Origin of the sequence: Micromonospora sp. NPDC049107, from assembly GCF_040648595.1 — a bacterium.
Lineage (GTDB): Bacteria > Actinomycetota > Actinomycetes > Mycobacteriales > Micromonosporaceae > Micromonospora.
This window is the reverse complement of sequence record NZ_JBEZEC010000003.1, coordinates 1-17,211: the sequence shown is the minus strand read 5'-3', so window position 1 is coordinate 17,211 and position 17,211 is coordinate 1. Positions and strand designations below refer to the sequence as shown.

Annotated in this window: 17 protein-coding genes; 7 read left to right on the top strand and 10 right to left on the bottom strand. The window is 72.2% G+C overall.

Going from position 1 to position 17,211, the window contains the following annotated elements; translation table 11 throughout:
• Positions 1 to 212: 212 nt before the first annotated feature.
• Positions 213 to 1,382 (top strand): hypothetical protein, encoded by a 1,170-nt coding sequence (locus AB0B55_RS08305; RefSeq protein ID WP_357171578.1) that lies wholly within the window; start codon positions 213 to 215, stop codon positions 1,380 to 1,382.
• A 245-nt stretch (positions 1,383 to 1,627) separates the two neighbouring features.
• On the opposite strand, the gene dxs is transcribed toward AB0B55_RS08305, so the two are convergent.
• The 3 genes from dxs to AB0B55_RS08290 all read right to left on the bottom strand — a co-directional run bounded on the left by dxs (position 1,628) and on the right by AB0B55_RS08290 (position 7,043).
• Entirely contained in the window at positions 1,628 to 3,577 is a 1,950-nt protein-coding gene (gene dxs / locus AB0B55_RS08300) for a 1-deoxy-D-xylulose-5-phosphate synthase (RefSeq protein ID WP_357122743.1), read from the bottom strand.
• A gap of 81 nt (positions 3,578 to 3,658) precedes the next feature.
• Complete coding sequence (locus AB0B55_RS08295; protein ID WP_357171577.1) at positions 3,659 to 4,849, bottom strand: TRAM domain-containing protein; 1,191 nt, start codon at positions 4,847 to 4,849, stop codon at positions 3,659 to 3,661.
• A gap of 124 nt (positions 4,850 to 4,973) precedes the next feature.
• Complete coding sequence (locus AB0B55_RS08290) at positions 4,974 to 7,043, bottom strand: APC family permease (protein WP_357122739.1); 2,070 nt, start codon at positions 7,041 to 7,043, stop codon at positions 4,974 to 4,976.
• 163 nt (positions 7,044 to 7,206) lie between these two features.
• Between AB0B55_RS08290 and AB0B55_RS08285 the strand changes: the two genes are divergently transcribed.
• Both AB0B55_RS08285 and AB0B55_RS08280 read left to right on the top strand, forming a co-directional pair.
• Entirely contained in the window at positions 7,207 to 7,872 is a 666-nt protein-coding gene (locus tag AB0B55_RS08285) for a TrkA family potassium uptake protein (RefSeq protein WP_357122736.1), read from the top strand.
• A gap of 3 nt (positions 7,873 to 7,875) precedes the next feature.
• Entirely contained in the window at positions 7,876 to 8,565 is a 690-nt protein-coding gene (locus AB0B55_RS08280) for a TrkA family potassium uptake protein (RefSeq protein WP_355053285.1), read from the top strand.
• Positions 8,566 to 8,588: 23 nt separating this feature from the next.
• On the opposite strand, the gene AB0B55_RS08275 is transcribed toward AB0B55_RS08280, so the two are convergent.
• The 4 genes from AB0B55_RS08275 to dut all read right to left on the bottom strand — a co-directional run bounded on the left by AB0B55_RS08275 (position 8,589) and on the right by dut (position 10,968).
• Positions 8,589 to 9,272, bottom strand: coding sequence for a DUF3159 domain-containing protein (locus AB0B55_RS08275; RefSeq protein ID WP_357122733.1), 684 nt, complete (start codon positions 9,270 to 9,272; stop codon positions 8,589 to 8,591).
• A 25-nt stretch (positions 9,273 to 9,297) separates the two neighbouring features.
• Positions 9,298 to 9,678, bottom strand: a complete 381-nt coding sequence (locus AB0B55_RS08270; protein ID WP_357122730.1) for an OB-fold nucleic acid binding domain-containing protein — start codon at positions 9,676 to 9,678, stop codon at positions 9,298 to 9,300.
• 116 nt (positions 9,679 to 9,794) lie between these two features.
• Entirely contained in the window at positions 9,795 to 10,445 is a 651-nt protein-coding gene (locus AB0B55_RS08265; RefSeq protein WP_357122727.1) for a DUF3710 domain-containing protein, read from the bottom strand.
• Between the two features lie 25 nt (positions 10,446 to 10,470).
• Positions 10,471 to 10,968 carry a dUTP diphosphatase gene (dut, locus tag AB0B55_RS08260; RefSeq protein ID WP_357122724.1) on the bottom strand — a complete coding sequence of 166 codons (498 nt, stop codon included), beginning with the start codon at positions 10,966 to 10,968 and terminating at the stop codon, positions 10,471 to 10,473.
• A gap of 91 nt (positions 10,969 to 11,059) precedes the next feature.
• Between dut and AB0B55_RS08255 the strand changes: the two genes are divergently transcribed.
• The gene (locus tag AB0B55_RS08255; RefSeq protein ID WP_357122720.1) at positions 11,060 to 11,602 is read left to right on the top strand and encodes a DUF3093 domain-containing protein; all 543 of its coding nucleotides are present in this window, start codon (positions 11,060 to 11,062) and stop codon (positions 11,600 to 11,602) included.
• Positions 11,603 to 11,620: 18 nt separating this feature from the next.
• Here AB0B55_RS08255 and AB0B55_RS08250 read toward each other — a convergent pair whose 3' ends face one another.
• Together AB0B55_RS08250 and AB0B55_RS08245 are read right to left on the bottom strand one after the other, a co-directional pair.
• Positions 11,621 to 12,418, bottom strand: coding sequence for a hypothetical protein (locus tag AB0B55_RS08250; protein ID WP_357122717.1), 798 nt, complete (start codon positions 12,416 to 12,418; stop codon positions 11,621 to 11,623).
• 120 nt (positions 12,419 to 12,538) lie between these two features.
• A complete protein-coding gene (locus AB0B55_RS08245) occupies positions 12,539 to 12,835 on the bottom strand; it encodes a DUF4193 domain-containing protein (RefSeq protein WP_007075406.1) in 297 nt (98 codons plus the stop codon).
• Between the two features lie 434 nt (positions 12,836 to 13,269).
• Between AB0B55_RS08245 and AB0B55_RS08240 the strand changes: the two genes are divergently transcribed.
• Complete coding sequence (locus AB0B55_RS08240; protein WP_357123363.1) at positions 13,270 to 13,788, top strand: LytR C-terminal domain-containing protein; 519 nt, start codon at positions 13,270 to 13,272, stop codon at positions 13,786 to 13,788.
• Between the two features lie 22 nt (positions 13,789 to 13,810).
• Here the strand turns inward: AB0B55_RS08240 and AB0B55_RS08235 are convergent, their stop codons facing one another.
• Positions 13,811 to 14,632: an inositol monophosphatase family protein gene (locus tag AB0B55_RS08235; protein ID WP_357122714.1), complete on the bottom strand. Its 822-nt coding sequence runs from the start codon at positions 14,630 to 14,632 to the stop codon at positions 13,811 to 13,813.
• A 289-nt stretch (positions 14,633 to 14,921) separates the two neighbouring features.
• On the opposite strand from AB0B55_RS08235, the gene AB0B55_RS08230 reads away from it, so the two are divergent.
• Positions 14,922 to 16,520, top strand: a complete 1,599-nt coding sequence (locus AB0B55_RS08230) for an RNA polymerase sigma factor (protein ID WP_357122711.1) — start codon at positions 14,922 to 14,924, stop codon at positions 16,518 to 16,520.
• A 245-nt stretch (positions 16,521 to 16,765) separates the two neighbouring features.
• Positions 16,766 to 16,999 (top strand): hypothetical protein, encoded by a 234-nt coding sequence (locus AB0B55_RS08225; protein ID WP_355053276.1) that lies wholly within the window; start codon positions 16,766 to 16,768, stop codon positions 16,997 to 16,999.
• Positions 17,000 to 17,211 lie beyond the last annotated feature (212 nt).

Sequence of the window (17,211 nt, the reverse complement as noted above, 5' to 3'; positions counted from 1 at the left end):
GCGAGGGCGCGGGACTCGGCAGGCGTCACAGTCGGCGGAGTCTACCCGAGTGGCGAAAAGGGCACTAAAGCCCCGGTGATGTCCATTGTGGCGGACGAGGAACCGGCCAGCGGCGGCGTCGCATCGGACATCTCGTACTATGGCGCTTTCCGACAGCGACGGCGAGGCGATCGGGGGCGGATCAGGTGACTCCGGGCCGCCGGCACGGCAGGATGCTCGCCGCCCTGCTGACGGCGTTGTTGGTCAGCACCGCGTGCGGTCCCGTCGCGGACCGCGCGCCTCGCGACCTGCGGGTGGGGTACGACAGCCTCGACGGCACGCTGGCCGTGTGGCCGCCCCGGGGCGATCTGTCCGGCGACGCCGCAGCGACGACGGCGGTCACCGAGGCGGTACGCGACTGGCGGTCACCGGACGACGACCGGGCGCACCTGCCATCGTCCGGCATCCTCTTCTCCGGACGCGTCGACGGGACCCCGGTTGCCCTGGTCGCGGCCGACGTGCCGGGCGAGAGCGCGTCCTGGCTGCTGCAACTCACCGGTGACGGCGGCCGGTACGCGATCAGCCGCGCCACCGAGTACACCGACCCCGGCTACCTTGTCTACTCCGACGTGCTGCCGGTCCAGACGCCCGGCGGTCGGCGCTACCTGGTCTCGGCCCGGGTGCAGCAGTTGCTCGGGCCGCAGGGTCGGGCGTTGGCCGTCACCGACGGCCTCAGCGCCCCGGTCGACGTGCCAGCCTGCACCGCGGTCGGCGTGACGGCGACCCTGCGCGCCACCGAGTCACTGCCCCGGGGGCGGGCCGCCGACCGGCTGCTCGATCTGGGCACCGGCACGACCGACCCGCGTTATCCGCTGGTACGGGACGAGTCCGGCGCCGGCCGGCGGGCGCTCACCGGCCTGGACACCTGTGTGCTGGCCGGCGAGCGGGGCCCCTTCGGCAGCATTCCGCGCCGGATCGGCGACCGGGACGCGCCGAAGTCGGTACCGACGTCCTGGCCGATGGCGAAGCTCTCGGTCCGGTCGCTCGGCGAGGTGGCGCTCGGCGGCGGCGAGCCGGCCGAGTTGCAGCAGCTCAGCTGGGACACCGACGCCGGCACGATGACCGCCGTCGTCTACCGGCCGGCGGACGGGAGCGCCCCGGTGGTGTCGCCGGCCGACCGGGCCACCCCGTTGCAGACGTACCAGCTTCCGATCCCCAACCAGCCGCTGCTGGTGCTCAGCTGGCGGGCCACCCGGGACAGCTCGCTCTCCGTGCCGCCGGGCACCCCGCTGCTGGTGGAACGCCCCGGCCTGGTGGTCGTGCCGGAGCCGTCCCACACCCAGACCTACAGCCTCGCCAACACCGACAAAACCCACTACCGCTCAGTAAGCCCTCACCGCTAACCCCCACCCCACCCCACCCCACCCGGCCCGCCCCGGCCCGGCCCGGCCCGGCGATCTTGCACTTTCTGCTGCGACATAAGGCGCAAAAGGGTGCGCTTCGACAACCGAAAGTGCAAGATCGGCGCGCGGCGAGAGGGCGGGAGGGTGGCGGGAGGGCGGGAGGTCGCGCGGGGACGCGGCCGGGGTGGCGCGGACGCACGACGGCGGGCAGCCCCTGGGGGCGCCCGCCGTCGGTGGAGCCGGGGCTAGTTCTGGGCGGCCGTGTTGCTGGTGGGGGTCAGGTGGTCCGGGGTGGCGTCCAGGCGGGAGATCCAGCCGGTGACGTCACGGGCCACGTCCTGCGCGGTCAGGCCGAGGTCGGCGAGGATCTGCGCGCGGGTGCCGTGCGGGTGCCAGTCGGCCGGTACGCCCAGGTCCTTGAGCGGCACCCGGACGTCGGCGTCGCGCATCGCCTGGCCGATAGCGTCGCCGACACCGCCGACGCGGACGCCGTCCTCGACGGTGACCACCAGGCGGTGGCGGGCGGCCATGTCGACCAGCTCGGCCGGGACCGGACGCACCCAGCGGGGGTCGACCACGGTGACGCCGTAGCCGTGCTCGGCGACCCGGGCGGCGACCTCCATGCCCATCTGGCCGAAGGAACCGACGGCGACGAGAAGCACGTCGGTACGCGCCGACTCGGCCAGCACGTCGACGGTGCCGACCCGGCGCAGCGCCGGAAGGTCCGCGGCGACCGCGCCGGTCGGGAAGCGCAGGACCGTCGGGCCGTCGTCGGTGGCGACCGCCTCGCGCAGCTCCTCGCGGAGGGTGACGGCGTCACGGGGAGCGGCGATCCGCAGACCGGGCACCACCCCGAAGACCGACATGTCCCAGATGCCGTAGTGGCTGGGGCCGTCCGGGCCGGTGATGCCCGCCCGGTCCAGCACGAAGGTCACCGGCAGCTTGTGCATCGCCACGTCCAGCAGGACCTGGTCGAAGGCACGGTTGAGGAACGTGGCGTAGACGGCGACCACCGGGTGCAGGCCACCGAGCGCCAGGCCGGCCGCCGAGGTGGCGGCGTGCTGCTCGGCGATGCCCACGTCGTACACCCGCTCGGGGTACTTGCGGGCCAGCTTGGCGATGCCGGTCGGCTCGGCCATGGCGGCGGTGATGCCCACCACGTCGGGCCGATCGTCGGCGATGGCCAGCAGCTCGTCGGCGAAGACGTGGGTCCACTTCACCGAGGGTGCGGCCAGCAGCGTGCCGGTCTCCACGTCGAAGGCGCTGCTCGGGCCGTGCAGGCAGTCCGCCTCGTCCTCCTCGGCCGGACGGTAGCCGTACCCCTTGCGGGTCACGGCGTGCACGATCACCGGGCCGCCGAAGTTCTTCGCCGCGCGCAGGGCCGACTCGACGGCCGCTACGTCGTGCCCGTCCACCGGGCCGACGTACTTGATGCCCAGGTCCTCGAACATGGCCTGCGGGGCGACCGCGTCCTTGATGCCCTTCTTGACCGCGTGCAGCACCTCGTACATCGGCTTGCCGACCAACGGGGTGGAGCCGAGGGCGTCCTTGACCGTGTCGAGGACCTTCTCGTAGCCCGGGTTGAGTCGCAGCGAGGAGAGGTGGTCGGCCAGCCCGCCGATGGTGGGCGAGTAGGACCGGCCGTTGTCGTTGACCACGATGACCAGCGAGTTGCCGGCGGTGGCGATGTTGTTCAGCGCCTCCCAGCACATGCCGCCGGTGAGCGCGCCGTCGCCGACCACGGCCACGACGCTGCGCTGCTCACCGCGCAGGGCGTACGCCTTGGCCAGCCCGTCGGCGTAGGAGAGCGCGGTGGAGGCGTGCGAGTTCTCGATGAGGTCGTGCTCGCTCTCGGCCTGGCTGGGGTAGCCGGAGAGGCCACCGCGCTGGCGGAGCTTGTCGAAGCCGGCCTGCCGCCCGGTGAGGATCTTGTGCACGTACGCCTGGTGGCCCGTGTCGAACAGGAGCCGGTCCCGGGGGGAGTCGAAGACGCGGTGCATGGCCAGCGTCAGCTCGACCACGCCGAGGTTAGGCCCGACGTGCCCGCCGGTGCGGGAGACCTTGGCGATCAGGAAGTCCCGGATCTCGGCGGCGAGCACATCCAGCTCCTCGCCGGACATCCGCTTGACGTCCTGCGGACCTCGGACCGTCTCCAGCAGCCGACCGTGGTTGGCCGTGTCCTCTTCAACGCTCATGACCGGAGAGTCTATCGGCCGCCCGGTACTCCGCAGCCTGGCCCGAGCCGCTTGCCGCGGAGCAGCCCGCTGAGCACCTGGTCAGGCTGGCGGCAGCAGCAGTCCGACGCACTCGACGTGCTGGGTCATCGGGAACAGGTCGAAGCCGCGCAGCGCCGTCAGCCGCCAGCCCATCTCGGCGAAGGTGCGGACGTCCCGGGCGAAGGCGGCCGGATCACACGCCACGTACGCGACCGCCCGTGGACCGGCGGCGGCCAGGGCGCGCACCACCGGGGCGCCGGCGCCGGAGCGCGGCGGGTCGAGCACCACCACGTCGACCGGGCCGGTGATCCGTCGGCGGGCCAGCGCGGTCTCCACCCGCGCCGACACGACCTCGACGCGGGGCAGGTCGGCCAGGTTCTCCCGGGCGGCGGCGACACCCTGCGCGGAGGCCTCCACCAACGTCACCCGACCGGACGCGCCGACGCGGGCGGCCAGCCCGGCGGCGAACAGCCCGGCGCCCCCGTAGAGGTCCCAGGCGACCTCGCCCGGTCGGGGGTCCAGAAGCTCCAGCACGGCCGTGTTCAGCGTGTCGGCCGCCGCCGGGTGCACCTGCCAGAACGCGGACGCGGGCAGCGCCCAGTCCCGCCCGGCGGCCACCTCACGGACCTCGGTGGGCCCGCTCACCGGGGTGACGACCCCGTCGCGGACCTCGGCGACGCTCACGTCCCCGCCGCCGCTGACGACGGTCTCCACCGCCTCCGCTGCCGGCCAGCGCGCACCGGCCGGACTGAGCACCGCAAGCTGCTGGATGGCCGGGTGGGCGATGCGGCAACGGTCGATCGGCACGACCTCGTGCGAGCGGTGTTTGAGCAGGCCCGCCCGGTCGGCGGCGTCAACCGCGTAGCGGACCCGGGTACGCCAGCCGAGCGGTCCGCCCGGGAGCGCCTCCACCTGCACGCCGAGCCGATCCAGCTCGACGTCGGTGAGCCCGCCGAGACGGGCCAACTGCTCCCGCACCACGGCGGTCTTCCAGGCCAACTGCGCGGCCGGGGCGACGTGTTGCAGGTCGCACCCGCCGCAGGCGCCCGGCTTCGCGTACGGGCAGGGCGGCTGCACCCGGTCCGGCGAGGGGTCCAGCACGGTCACGGCGTCGGCCCGGACGAACCCCCGGTGCACCTCGGTGACCTCGGCGATCACCCGTTCCCCGGGCAGCGCGTGGCGGACGAACACCACCTGCCCGTCCACCCGGGCGACACAGTGCCCGCCGGGGGCCACCGCGTCGACGGTCAGTTCGACCCGCTCCGCCTCGCCGAGGCCCCGCTCGGCCGTCGAAACCGAGGCCGAGGCCGATGCCGATGCCGAGGCCGGGGCCGGGGCCGTGGCCGCAGCCGCAGCCGCACCCGCGGTCGTACGCTCAGTCACGGCTCTCTCCCAGCGTCTCGCCGCCCGCCGGGGTGGCCTCGCCGGGCGGCGGCGCGGCCACCGCCGCCGGCACGGTGCCCCGGGGTCCACGCGCCGGCGTGTTGGAGAGCGTGGCGTCGAGCCGGTCCAGGTTCTTGCTGGCGGTCGAGGCGAGCTGCCACGGCACGCTGACCACCATGACCCCCGGTTCGAAGAGCAGCCGGCCCTTGAGGCGCAGCGCGCTCTGGTTGTGCAGCAGGTTCTCCCACCAGCGACCCACCACGTACTCGGGGATGAAGACGGTGACCACGTCGCGCGGCGACGTACGGCGGGTGGAGGCGACGAAGTCCAGGATCGGTCGGGTGATCTCCCGGTACGGCGAGTCGACGACGGTGAGCGGGATCGCCATCTCCCGCCGTTCCCAGTCGGCCTGCAGGTCGCGGGTGTCCTTCTCGTCCACGTTGACGGTCACCGCGGTCAACGTGTCCGGGCGGGTGGCCCGGGCGTACGCGATGGCCCGCAACGTCGGCTGGTGCAGCTTGCTGACCAGCACGATCGCGTGGTTGCGGGCGGGCAGCACGCCCCGGCTCTCGTCCGGCGGGGTCAGTTCGGCGGCGACCCGGTCGTAGTGCCGGCGGATGGCCAGCATCAGCGCGTAGATCACCGCCATCGCGGCGATCGCGATCCACGCGCCGAGCAGGAACTTGGTGATCAGGACGATCACCAGCACCGTGCCGGTCAGGCCCATGCCGAACGTGTTGATGGCCCGGGAGCGGTGCATCCGCTTGCGGGCCTCCGGGTCCCGCTCGGTGCGCAGCCGCCGGTTCCAGTGCCGGATCATGCCGGCCTGGGAGACGGTGAACGAGACGAACACCCCGACGATGTAGAGCTGGATGAGCCGGGTCACCTCGGCCTGGAAGCCGACGATCAGGACGATCGCGAAGAGGGCGAGGAACGTGATGCCGTTGGAGAAGGCCAGCCGGTCGCCCCGGGTGTGGAACTGGCGGGGCAGGTAGCGGTCCTGGGCGAGGATCGAGCCGAGCACCGGAAAGCCGTTGAACGCGGTGTTCGCGGCCAGGAAGAGGATGAGCGCGGTCATCCCGGCCACCACGTAGAGCAGGATCGAGCCGGCGCCGAAGACCGTCTCGCCGAGCTGGGTGGTGACCGTCTTCTGCACGTACCCCTCGGGGCCCGAGACGATCTGCAGGGCGGGGTCCTCGACGAACTGCAGGTGGGTCAGCCGGGCCAGCCAGATGATCCCGACGAGCAGGCTCACCGCGATCGCGCCCAGCAGCAGCAGTGTGGTGGCGGCGTTGCGGCTCTTCGGCGCCTTGAACGCGGGGACGCCGTTGGAGATCGCCTCGACGCCGGTGAGCGCGGCCGCGCCCGAGCTGAACGTCCGCAGCAGCAGGAAGATCAGCGCGAAGCCGGTCACGCTGTGCTCGGCCTGGATGACCAGGTCGGCGCTGGGCGCGCGGAGGTCGTCGCCCAGGACGAAGACGCGGAACAGCCCGGTGAGCAGCATTCCGCCCATCACGATCACGAAGCCGTAGGTGGGGATGGCGAAGGCGGTACCCGACTCGCGCAGCCCGCGCAGGTTGACGGCGGTCAGCAGGATCACCGCGAGGACCGCGATCATGACCTTGTGGGTGGCCACGAACGGGACCACCGAGCCGAGGTTGGCCACCCCCGAGGAGACGGACACGGCCACCGTGAGCACGTAGTCGACCAGCAGGGCGCTGGCCACGCCGATGCCGAACTTGGGGCCGAGGTTGACCGTGGCCACCTCGTAGTCGCCGCCGCCGGAGGGGTAGGCGTGCACGTTCTGCCGGTAGCTGGCCACCACCGTGAGCATCACCACGACGACCGCGAAGGCGATCCACGGGGAGAACACGAACGCCGACGCCCCGGCGATCGACAGGGTCAGCAGGATCTCGTCAGGCGCGTACGCGACGCTGGACAGCGCGTCGGAGGCGAACACGGGCAGCGCGATGCGCTTCGGCAGGAGGGTGTGCTGCAGGCGGTCGGACCGGAACGGTCGACCGAGGAGCAGCCGCTTCAGCAGCGAGGTGGGACTGGCCACGAACGCCAAGAGTACGACCACCACGGTGCGAACGCGGGGGTGGGCGATCATCGCCGTGCACGGCGGCGGGGTACGGTCGGTCCCCGCTCTCGACCGGGACGTGGCAGGCTCGCACTCGAAGGCCACCGGTAGCGGGAACGGTACGCACCTTGGGAGGGACAGCGTGCACGTCGTGATCATGGGATGTGGGCGGGTCGGGTCGACCCTCGCCCACAGCCTGGAGTCCCGGGGACACTCGGTGGCGGTGATCGATCAGGACGCCGACGCCTTCCGCCGGCTCGGCCCCGACTTCGCCGGCATCACGGTGACCGGGGCGGGCTTCGACGGCGAGGTGCTGCGCCAGGCCGGCATCGAGCGGGCGGACGCCTTCGCGGCGGTCTCCAGCGGCGACAACTCCAACATCATCTCGGCCCGCCTGGCCCGCGAGACCTTCGGCGTGTCCCGGGTCGCGGCCCGGATCTACGACCAGCGCCGGGCGCAGGTGTACGAGCGCCTCGGCATCCCCACCGTGGCAACGGTGCGGTGGACGGCCGACCGGATGCTGCGGCACCTGGTGCCCGAGGGCAACGTGGAGATCTTCCGCGACCCGACCAGCACCGTGTCGATCGTCGAGGTCCCGGTGCACCGGGAGTGGATCGGTCACCCGGTGCACGTGCTGGAGCAGTCCTCGGGTGCGCGGGTCGCCTACCTGATCCGCTTCGGCATCGGAACGCTGCCCACCGCGTCCACCCTCGTGCAGGAGGGTGACCAGGTGTTCATGCTGGTCAGCGACGACATCGTGGCCGCGGTCACGGCGGTGGCGGCAACGCCGCCGGAAGGAGGGCACTGAGCCATGCGGATCGCCATCGCCGGCGCCGGCAACGTGGGCCGTTCGATCGCCCAGGAGCTGATCGAGAACGGCCACCAGGTGATGCTGATCGAGCGTCAACCGAAGATGCTCCGACCGGACCGGGTGCCCGCCGCCGAGTGGGTGCTCGCCGACGCGTGCGAGGTGGCCAGCCTGGAGGAGGCGAACGTCGCCGGCTGTGACGTGGTGGTCGCCGCCACCGGCGACGACAAGACCAACCTGGTGCTGTCGCTGCTGGCCAAGACCGAGTTCGCGGTGCCCCGCGTGGTCGCCCGGGTCAACCGGGCGGAGAACGAGTGGCTCTTCACCGAGCAGTGGGGCGTCGACGTCGCGGTGAGCAAGCCCCGGGTGATGGCCGCCCTGGTCGAGGAGGCGGTCACCGTCGGCGACCTGGTCCGGCTCATGACGTTCCGGCAGGGCGAGGCCAACCTGGTCGAGATCACCCTGCCGCCGACCGCCCCGTACGTCGGTCAGCCCCTGCACGCGGTGCCGCTGCCCCGCGACTCCGCCCTGGTGGCGATCCTGCGCGGCAAGCGTGTCCTGGTGCCCAGCCCGGACGACCCCATCGAGGCCGGCGACGAGTTGATCTTCGTTTGTACGGCCGAGGTGGAGGACGACGTGCGCGCGGTCATCCTCGGCCCGGACAGCGTCGAGCGGACCCGCGGCTCACGCTGAGCCGTCCCCGGCGCCGGCCCTGCTCAGGCGCCGGGCAGCGGGGTGGGCTGCGGCTCCCGGGTGACCCGGCGCACCGTCCAGACGGTGATGAGCAGCAACAGCGCGTACGGCGGATAGCCCAGCGCCAACCGGGCCACGCCCAGCGCGGTGTCCTGGTGGGCCAGGTAGAGCCCGGCCTGCACGCCCACCTTGGCGAGCCACACCACGCCCCAGAGCACGGTCAGCCGGGTGAAGATGCGGACCAACTTCGGGTCGGTCCGCCACTCGGAACGGCCCTTGGCGACCAGCACCGACCAGATCCAACCGACGAGGGGCTGTCGGACGGCCGCCGAGATCAGCAGGGCGATGCCGTAGCCGATGCCGTACAGGATGCCGGGCAGGTAGAAGTCGCGCTCATCGCCGGTACGCCACGCGATGGCGGCGCCGATGCCGACGCCGAACAGACCGTTGACCGCATGTCGGATCGGCCGGCGCTGGGCCAGCCGCAACCCGGCGATCAGCAGCGCGACGGCCACCGAGGCGATCACGGCGGGCCGCAGGTCACCGATGATGTTGGCGACCACGAAGACGACCACCGGGATGCTCGACTCGACCAGCCCACGCCAGCCGCCGAGCTGGTCGGCCATCTGCTCGGCGATCGTCGGCAGCGCCTCGTCGTCCTCGGCAGGAGTCTCCGGCTGTGCCGCCCGGTCCTGTCCCGTCGTCATGACCGGCCTTCCGTCCCCGGCGCCGTCACTTCGGCGAGTCCAGCTCGTAGTACGGGTTGTAGATGACCTTGCGGTCGTCGCGCATCGCCACCCGGCCACGAGCGGTCAGGTGCCGCCCCGGCTCGATCCCGGAGATGTGCCGCCGGCCCAGCCAGACCAGGGTGACGACGTCGCTGCCGTCGTACAGGTCGGCCTCCAGGGTGGGCAGGTTGGTGCGCGGCGTGTAGACCACGGTGCGCAGCCGACCGGCGACCGAGACCAGTTGACCCCGGGAGCACTGCTGGGCCAGGACGCCACCGCACTCGGCGCTCTCCTGCCGCAGCTCCTGCGCGTCGATCTCGGCCTCGCTGGCGGTGAACCGTTGCAGGATGCGCCGCAGCGACACCTTGCTCTCGTCGGTCGTCATGACCTCCGCGTCACCCTCTCCACGCTCGCCGGGACCAGCCCGGCTCCGGCGACGCCGGAACCGTCCCGCCAGCGTACGCCGACGGGGTCGGTTCCGGCGGGCCGGGACGCGGTCGTTCAGACCTGGCGGGGCTCGCTGGACGCGTCCTCGGCCTGGTCGGCCATCTCGCGGGGCAGTCGCAGCGGCAACGGCTCACGGACCGGCTTCGCCTCCTGGCCACGGTCGACCACCAGGCCTTCCAGGCACTCGGCGAGCGGGCCCGAGCTGGCCGAATCGGTGGCCGCCGGCCCCTGGAAGACGCCACGGACCATCCAGCGCGGCCCGTCGACGCCGACGAACCGCAGGTTGGTCGGGCCGTCCGGGGTCCGTACCTGGGCGTGCAACTCCGTGCCGTACTCGCCGTCGACCTCCTGCGCGGAGGCGCCGTCCCGCAGCAGCGACTGCCGGATCTCCTCGCGCACCTCGTCCCAGATCCCCTCGGACCGGGGGGCCGCGAAGACGCCGAGCTGCAACGCGTTGTCCCCGTGCACCAGCACGACCTGCTGGATCACGCCCTGCGGGTCGGCCTGCACCCGCACCTCCACCTCGGCGACCGCCGGAATGTGCAGGCTGCCCAGGTCGAGCCGCTGCACCTCGTCGTCAACCTCGGAGATGTCGTACGGCCCGCGCACCAGCGCCGCCGCCGCGCCGCCCTCGTCGAGGACCTCGGTGCCCCGCTCGTCGCGGGTGTGCCGCCCGGCGTCGGCCCGCTTTCGGGAGAAGATCACTGCGCCCACCCTCCGCTGTTCACGATCACCCTGCCACTTCTTCCGTCTGCCCGCCGGCCGGCGACGGCACCAGCTGAGCGTGCCCACCGGTCGAACCGTGCCCGCCGGTACCACGCGTGGACCCGGGCAGCTCGGCCACCGGCTCGAACCGCGCCCGTGCCACGCGCTGGATCACGAGCTGGGCGATCCGGTCCCCGCGAGAGATCTTCGCGGGCGTGTCCCGATCATGGTTGATCAGGTTGACCATGATCTCACCCCGATAGCCGGCGTCGACCGTACCGGGCGCGTTGAGCACCGTCACGCCGAGCCTGGCCGCCAGGCCGGACCGGGGATGGACCAGGCCCACGTAGCCGTCCGGCAGGGCGACGGCCACGCCGGTGGGCACCAGGGCGCGGCCGCCGGGCGGCAGCTCCACGTCCGCGGCGGCCACCAGGTCGGCCCCGGCATCGCCGGGATGGGCGTACGTGGGCATCGGCAGCTCGGCATCGAGCAGCCGTACGGGCACGGGTACGACGTCGGTCACGGGTCCCCTCTTCGGTCCGGTTGTCTCCGGTGACCCTGCCATCCTGCCGGTTGGCCGGCCCGCCGTGCGCCGTACCCTCGCAGGAGTGAGCATGTCGCCCTCCCCGTCCGCCGATCGGCCAGGGGTTCCGGCCCGCCCGGCGTACGCCGAACGGCTGGACCTGCCCTGGTGGCTGTGGCTGATCAGCCTGGTGGCCGCCGGACTGCTGGCGGTCGAGATCTGGATGGGTGGCTCCGGCGCCCGCGCCTGGGTGCCCTTCGCCGTGCTGCTGCCGGTCACCGCCGTCGGGCTGTGGTGGCTGGGCCGGATCGGGGTGGCGGTCGTCGACGGTGAGCTGCGGGTGGATGACGCCCGGCTGCCGGCGCGCTTCGTGGGCGACGTGGTCCCGTTGGACGCCTCCGGGCGTCGTGAGGTGCTGGGCGTGGGCGCGGACCCGCTCGCCTTCGTGGTGCAGCGGCCGTGGATCAGCGGCGCGGTGCAGGTGGTGCTCGACGACCCGGCCGACCCGACCCCGTTCTGGGTGGTGAGCAGCCGGCGTCCGGTCGAGTTGGCCGAGGCGCTGCTGGCCGCGCGGGACGCCGCCAGGCCCGCCGACACCAGGCCCGCCGACACCACGGCCGGCGAGCCGGGCTGAACGCCGCCCAGGGCCCGCTCAGGTGCCCGTGGGCGGGCCGGGCAGGGCCGGCGGTGACGCCGGCCGGGCGATGCCGCGACGACGCAGGTCCGCCTGGAGCTGGTCGGCCATCTGGCGGGTGGCCCGGCGGTTCAGGAAGCTGGCCACCGCCGCGCCCGTGAGGAACGGCCCGAGGGTGGTGAGGTTGCGGCCGAAGCGCCGCAGCAGCATGTCCCGCATCTCCTTGCGGGCGGCGGTGCCGAGCACCGCGCCGACCCCCACGCCGGGCACCATCGGGTTGACCCCGCGCTGAGTGGCCCAGGAGTGCACCAGGGCCACCGCCCGCTGACTGCCGGCGTCGGGCAACGACACGCCGTGGATCTCGTGCAGCTCACCGATCAGTTTCAGCTCCACCGCCACAACGGCGACGGTCTCGGCGGCGAGCAGCACGGGCGCGGAGAGCAGCGTGGGCGCCACCGTCCACTCGACGGCGGCGACTCCCCCGCCGGCCGCGCCGATCCCGGCCGTGGTGCGGGAGGCGTTGCGGATCAGTCGCTCGGCCAGGGCGGCGTCGTCCAGGCCGGGGAAGTGTCGACGCAGGGTGGCCAGGTCCCGGACCGGCACGTGCGGGGCTATCTCGGCCACCGTGTCGACCATCCAGCGCACCGCGGCACGGGGCTTGAACAGGTCGGAGATGCCCCGGCTGCGGGCCTGGGACACCATCCGGGTGAGTAGTTGGCGTCGCCGGGCTGGCGCGATGTCGTCCTCGGTCAACGCCGCGACGGTGGCGCCGAGGTCGTCCGCGCCGCCGTCGGTGGTGTCGCCTCGATCGCTCATGGGTGGAACCTCCCGGTGCTGTGGCTACCCGCTACGAGTCAAGCAGGTACCCACCGGCGTCGCACGCCTACACCGGTAGCGGCGGCCCCGATCAGGAGGCCGCCGCCGGTGTCGTGCGTGTCAGACGCACTCTCGGCAGATCAGCTCGCCGTTGCGCTCGACCGCCAGCTGGCTGCGATGGTGGACCAGGAAGCAGCGGGCACAACGGAACTCGTCCTGCTGCATCGGTAGCACCTTGACAGTGAGCTCCTCGTCGGCCAGGTCGGCACCGGGCAGCTCGAAGCTCTCGGCGACCTCGGCCTCGTCGACGTCCACCGCGCCCGACTGTGAGTCGACGCGCCGGGCCTTGAGCTCTTCCAGGCTGTCCTCGCCGAGGTCGACCTCGTCGCGACGCGGGGCGTCGTAGTCGGTGGCCATCGGATGTCACTCTCCCATATCGATGTTGTCGCTTCCGGTTGTAACGCCGGACGACGCTGTTTCGGTTCCGCTGGCCGGCAACCACTTGTGTCGGGCACCCGACCCGCGGACCGTACGGGTCGGGACCGCTGGGGCCACTCCCCTGCGAGCGCGGAACCTTACCCCCCCTTGGGCGAGGCATGTATACCGCCCTTGCGGCTGAGATGTACGCCCCCGCACGCGAAGTTGTTCCCAATGTGATTCAGGCGACACGAAGATAGGGGTAGTAGTACCCGGTTCGCGGTCGGCGCGCCGGCATGTCGGACTGTTTCCACGCGACGGCCGGACAACCGTTAACCTCAGCGGCGTATTCGACGGCCGGCGGTCAGCGCGATCGTTGGCGGCCGCCACCACCCACCTCAGCTCCGGGGAGCGCCCAGATGAGTTTTGCGCGAGTGCGAGCACTCGTCGTCGTCGGCCTGCTGGGGGTCCTGGCGCTGGCGTTCGTGATCACCGCGATCGTCCGGGACAGCCAGGGCAAGGCCGGGGCGGCGGGCAGCTGCCCGGACGGCTGGCCGCTGGCCGACGTCACCCTGCACGAGACCAAGGACGTCAAGATCAACGTCCTGAACGCGACCGACGAGCCGGGCCGGGCGAGCGCCGTCGCCGACGACTTCCGGAACCGCAAGTTCCAGGTCAAGAAGGTCGGCAACGCGCCCAAGGGCATCGACGACGTGGCCGTGCTGAAGTTCGGCCCCAAGGGTGTCAGCTCCGCCCACCTGCTGAAGGCGTACTTCCTGGACAACGCCGATCCGGTCTACGACCCCAAGCGCACCGACGACACCGTGGACGTGGTGTTGGGCAACGGCTTCCAGCAGCTCGCCACCACCACCGAGGTCAACCAGTCCCTCGGCGACCTGGGCCCGCCGGTCGCGCCGCCGGGTTCCTGCCCGTCCCCCGGCCCCAAGAAGTGACGGCCTGACCGGCAGTCCCACCTTAGGGGCCGCCGGAGGCGTCCAGGGCGGCCAGCCGGTCGTGCAGCCCGGCGAAGAGGGCCGGCGGGGCCGCGATCACCAGGTCCGGGCCCGCCGGGCGACCGGCCAGGCCGGCCACCCGGGCGCCCGCCTCGGCGGCGACCAGGCCTCCGGCGGCCTGGTCCCAGGCCGACAACCCCTTCTCGAAGTACGCGTCCAGCCGCCCCTCCGCGACCATGCAGAGGTCCAGCGCGGCGGCGCCGAGGCGACGGATGTCACGTACCGAGGCGATCAGTCCGGCCACCACCGACGCCTGGTGCGCCCGACGGCCGGCGTCGTAGCCGAAACCGGTGCCGACCAGCGCCTGCCCCAGGTCGGTCTCACCCGAGCAGCGCAGCCGGACACCGTCGCGCCACGCCCCGCCGCCGGCCGTGGCGGTCCACTCCTCACCGGTGTGCACGTTGCGCACCACGCCGGCGACCACCGTCCCGTCCACCTCGGCGGCCAGCGACACCGCGCTGTACGGCAACCCGTAGAGGTAGTTCACGGTGCCGTCGATCGGGTCGACGATCCACCGCACCCCGCCCGGTGCCACCGGACCGGTGTCCGTCGTGCCGTACTCCTCGCCGAGGACCGCGTCCCCCGGTCGCAGCCGGCGCAGGGCGTCGAGGACCTGGCGCTCGACGGCCCGGTCGGCGGCCGTGACCACGTCGGTGACCGTGCTCTTGGTCGCCGCCACGGAAACTCCCTCGACCCGCATCCGGTACGCGGTCGACGCGGCGTCCCGCGCCACCTCGATCGCGATCGCCAACAATTCCCGCGTTAACGGTGCCGAACGGTCCATTCCAGGGTCCCCTTCCGGCACGACCGGGGCGTTGCGGGCCGTGCGCGAGTATCATCCTTACAAAGTCCACATCTGCGCCGAATCGGCGGTCCCGCCGCCGTTACGCCGTGCGGCGCAGGATGATCGCCGCAGACGGCGTTACAATTCACCCCTACCCACGCGCCGCGGGCCGCCGAGACCACCGGCCGGCCCGGGACACGGGGGTTCCTCAACCACATCGCCCGGCCCGGTTGACCCGCCGTGCCGGACGACCCGGCCGTGCCCGCTCTTCGCCTCCGGAAGGTCATTCGTGACAGAACCCCGCCAGCCCGGCGCCGACGTTCGCTCGCTCACCGACACCCTGATCGCCCATGCGCAGAGCGCTGGCGGTCAGCTCACGTCGGCTCAGCTCGCGCGCACCGTCGAGACCGCCGAGGTGACTCCGGCCCAGGCCAAGAAGATCCTGCGGGCGCTCTCCGAGGCGGGAGTGACCGTGGTGGTGGACGGCTCGGCCAGCACCCGCCGCCGGGTCGCCGCAGCTCGCTCGACGACCCCGGCGTCCCGAGCCACCACCGCCAAGACGACCAAGAAGGCCGCCGCGCCCGCCCCGAAGCAGGCGCCCGCCTCCGACGAGGCGGCGGCGACGCCCGCCCCGCGCAAGGTGGCCGCTCGCAAGACCGCCGGGGTCGCCGCCGCGGCAGCCACCCCGGCCAAGGCGACCAAGTCCACCCGCGCGACCAAGGCCACCGTGGCCGCGGCGGCCGGCGCCAAGCCGGTCAAGGCAGCCGGCAAGGGCGAGGGCGCCGAGGGTGAAATCGACCCGGAGGAGCTCGCCGCCACCATCGAGGACGTGGTGGTCGAGGAGCCGGCCGAGCTGGCCCAGGCCGCCGAGACCGACGCCGCCGCGTCGGCCACCGACAACGACTTCGAGTGGGACGACGAGGAGTCCGAGGCGCTCAAGCAGGCTCGGCGCGACGCCGAGCTGACCGCCTCCGCCGACTCCGTGCGGGCGTACCTGAAGCAGATCGGCAAGGTCCCGCTGCTCAACGCCGAGCAGGAGGTGGAGCTGGCCAAGCGGATCGAGGCCGGGCTCTACGCCGCCGAGCAGCTGCGCGCGGCCGACGAGGGCGAGGAGAAGCTCGCCCGGGAGATGGTCCGCGACCTGGGCTGGATCTCCCGCGACGGCGAGCGCGCCAAGAACCACCTGCTCGAGGCGAACCTCCGTCTGGTCGTGTCCCTGGCCAAGCGGTACACGGGACGCGGCATGGCCTTCCTCGACCTCATCCAGGAGGGCAACCTCGGTCTCATCCGGGCGGTCGAGAAGTTCGACTACACCAAGGGCTACAAGTTCTCCACGTACGCCACCTGGTGGATCCGGCAGGCCATCACCCGCGCCATGGCCGACCAGGCCCGCACCATCCGTATCCCGGTGCACATGGTCGAGGTCATCAACAAGCTCGGCCGCATACAGCGTGAGCTGCTCCAGGACCTGGGCCGCGAGCCCACTCCGGAGGAACTGGCCAAGGAGATGGACATCACACCCGAGAAGGTGCTGGAGATCCAGCAGTACGCTCGGGAGCCCATCTCGCTGGACCAGACCATCGGCGACGAGGGCGACAGTCAGCTCGGTGACTTCATCGAGGACTCCGAGGCCGTGGTCGCCGTCGACGCCGTCTCGTTCTCGCTCCTGCAGGACCAGCTCCAGCAGGTGCTGCAGACGCTCTCCGAGCGTGAGGCGGGCGTCGTACGGCTGCGCTTCGGCCTGACCGACGGTCAGCCGCGGACGCTGGACGAGATCGGGCAGGTCTACGGGGTGACCCGGGAGCGGATCCGCCAAATCGAGTCCAAGACGATGTCCAAGCTGCGACACCCGTCCCGGTCACAGGTTCTCCGGGATTACCTGGACTGAGCCTGTTTCGTCAACCGAACGTGTCGTTTTGACCACCTGGCGTGCAACGCCAGGTGGTGATCGTCCGGATACACGAATGTGATCGTTGACGTGGCACCCTGGGTTCACGGCACACTGTCCCTGCCATGTGTGACCTCGGTCCCCCGCGGGCACACAGGGAAGGCAAGGCCCAGCACGGGTGTTGCACGATAGGTGAGCAACGACCGAAGAGATTGTTCATCGGTGACGACCAGAGGAGGAAGGCGATGACCCCGACCCTCACGCCGCCGCCCGAGACGGTGGCTCCCCCAGCCGCCGATGAACGGTGCGACCGCTGCAATGCTGCCGGCAAGCTCCGTATCTCTCTCTCGGGTGGGAGCGAGTTGGTGTTCTGTGGGCACCACGCGAACAAGTACGCGGAGGATCTCGTGAAGATCACCGTTCGGTTCGCGACGGACCCCGAGTTCACCTGGCGTGGCGCCGATCTGATGGCGAACTAAGTCCGCGACCGACATAGCCGACCGGAGGTACCCCACACGGGGTGCCTCCGGTCGGCTTTTCCCTGCCCAGCCCTGCCCAGCGCCCGCCAATATCCACGCAACTTCGGGGATATTGCTGATTCCGACGCGCGAGAGGCAGCAACATCCCCGAAGTTGCGCAGATCTTGGGCACCGGGCCCTCCCCGCGCCCCGCGCCGCCGCGCGCCCCGCGC